The 2427-nt window shown below is 74.2% G+C and carries 2 protein-coding genes and 1 pseudogene; 2 read left to right on the forward strand and 1 reads right to left on the reverse strand.

Features of this window, described 5'->3' with window-relative positions; genetic code table 11:
- Together AC1MIR_RS13740 and AC1MIR_RS13745 are read left to right on the forward strand one after the other, a co-directional pair.
- Positions 1 to 769 (forward strand): annotated as a pseudogene (locus AC1MIR_RS13740) (site-specific DNA-methyltransferase); the annotation flags it as partial.
- Between the two features lie 61 nt (positions 770 to 830).
- Entirely contained in the window at positions 831 to 1208 is a 378-nt protein-coding gene (locus AC1MIR_RS13745) for a rhodanese-like domain-containing protein (RefSeq protein ID WP_480028760.1), read from the forward strand.
- A gap of 6 nt (positions 1209 to 1214) precedes the next feature.
- On the opposite strand, the gene AC1MIR_RS13750 is transcribed toward AC1MIR_RS13745, so the two are convergent.
- Positions 1215 to 2427 (reverse strand): hypothetical protein (locus AC1MIR_RS13750; protein WP_480028761.1); only part of this gene is annotated, 1213 nt, incomplete at its 5' end.

Below are 2427 nucleotides of genomic sequence, written 5' to 3' on the forward strand. Positions count from 1 at the left end.
CCCCCGCTCCCCCGCGCCGCTGCGGCGCCCCACCGCCCCGCGCGCCTGGCCCCCCCGCCCGGCGCCGCTGACGGAAGAAAACCCCAACCCGGTCGCGGACTGGATCCGCATGGTCGCGCTGAACCGGCTGACGGGCCATTCGCCCGGCTTCTTCTCGGCCTACTCCATGCCGCCCAACCAGGCCGTCTCCGTGGCGGCGCAGCGACGGATCAATGCGCGGCTCGGCCAGACCCCGCCCGAGCGGGACGTCGCCGCGCTCATCCTGAAGAAGACCCGCGCGCTGCTGGCGAAGCCCCTGCCCTTCCCGGCGCCGCCCTTCCGCCTCACCACCGGGCCCGCCGAGCGCAACCCGGCCATCGCCGACGGCTCCGTCGCGCTGGTCGTCACCTCGCCACCCTTCCTCGACGTGGTGCAATACGCCGAGGACAACTGGCTGCGCTGCTGGTTCGCCGGCATCGATGCGCGCCGCGTCCCCATCGCGCGCCACGCCAGCCCCGCCGCCTGGCAGGCGATGATGCGGCAGGTGCTGACGGAGATCGCGCGCGTGCTCCGCCCCGGCGGCCATCTCGCCTTCGAGGTGGGCGAGGTGCGCAACGGCACGGTGCTGCTGGAGCGCCTGGTCTGGGAGGCGGCCGAGAGCCTGCCGCTCGAGCGGCTCTTCGTGATGGTGAACCGGCAGGACTTCACCAAGACGGCGAATTGCTGGGGCGTCGCGAACAACCGGCGCGGCACCAACAGCAACCGCATCGTGGTGATGCGGAGACGGTGAGGGCCCCCTGCAATCATCCGCAAGACTGTCTAAGCTCGCACCGTCGAGGAGGACAAGGCCGATGATGACCGTGAAGGACATGCTCGCCGCCGCCAACGCCGCGGTGCCGCGCATCAGCGCCGCCGAGGCCAAGGCGCTGGCCGAGCAGCCGCAGACCGTGCTGCTCGACGTGCGCGACGCGGCCGAGGTGAAGGCTTCCGGCAAGGCCAAGGGCGCGCTCGCCGTCTCGCGCGGCCTGCTGGAATTCCGCGCCGATCCCGAATCGCCGCTGCACGACGCGGCCTTCGACCGCGCCAAGACGATCATCGTCTACTGCGCCTCCGGCGGGCGTTCGGCGCTGGCGGGCAAGACGCTGAAGGACATGGGCTACAAGGACGTGCGCAACCTCGGCGGCTTCAAGGACTGGGTCGAGGGCGGCGGCGAGGTCGAGAGCGTCTGAGCCCGCCTACTTCGCCCGCCGCAGCTCCACCGGCCCGGCCACCAGGCGCCTTCCCTCGCGCGTCATCACCATGGACATCTGCCCGGCGATGATGCTGACGCGGCCGTCGGCCTCCTCGGTGTAGGTGCCGGGCACCGGCGTGCCGGCGGGCGGGGTCAGCACCACCCGCGTGCGGTCCAGGAACTCCAGCTTCAGCATCGGGGATTCGTAGATCCGCCCGCGCAGCGGACCGGCCTCGGCGCGGTTGACCGCCGCCAGGATCGCCGCGCGGCGTTCATTGGCCAGGGCGGCGAAGCGATCCCGCTCGGCCGCCGCCGAGGTCGGCCAGGCCGCGATGCCGGGCAGCACCGTGCCGTCGATCGTCTGCAGCCCCTCCTCGGTGGCCGGAAGCCGTCCGAGTTCGGCGCGGAAGGCGGGCAGCGTCGCCTCGGCGATGCCGGCGCGCTGCGCGGCGGCGGTCTGCTTCAGCGCGGCCACGGGTTCCGCCGGCAGGAGTTCCAGCAGCGCGCCCGGCAGAAGCCGGTCCAGCGCGTCGAACCCGTCGAGCGTCGCCGGCACCGCGGCGATCCGCCCGCGGAGCTCGGCCGCGACCGCGCCGCCGAGTTCCGCCCGCTTCGTCGCCGCGGCCGCGACGATCTCGCGCATTCCCTGCGACCCGACGGCCGCGAAGAAGGCCGGGTTCGGCGTCTGCGTCTCAAGCTGCTGAAGCGTGCGCAGCGAGGCGGGCTGCGCCGGCAGGCCCGCGATGCCCGAGAGCGTCTCCTGCACCAGCGCCGTGCCGATCTCGGCGCGCTTCCCGCGCAACGCAGCATTCACCGCCGCCACGCCCTCCGTGCCCAGCGCCGGGGCGTATTGGCCCGTGAGCTGCTGCTGGATGCGCACCAGCATCTGCGCGCCCAGGATGTTCTGCGGCGCCGCGGCCATCTGGCCCAGCAGCTCGTCGCGCAGCGCCTGCCCGACCGCCATGCGGCGGGCGGCGATCGCTTCCCGCAGCGCGCCCGTCTCGGCCTCCCCCAGCGCCGGGCCGTATTCCGCCAGCAGCTGCTGACCCCGGCGCTCCAGCGTCTGCAACCCGGCGAGGCTTGCCGGGACCTGCTCCAGCTCGGCCGCCGCGGTCTCGCGCCGCCGGCTGCGCAGGGGCGGCAGCGCGGCGGCGGCGGGCCGCACCAGCGCCGCGACCTGCGGCTCCGGGATGTCGCGCAGCGCGCCCATCAGGGCG

The organism is Falsiroseomonas sp. RANM36, from assembly GCF_056682175.1.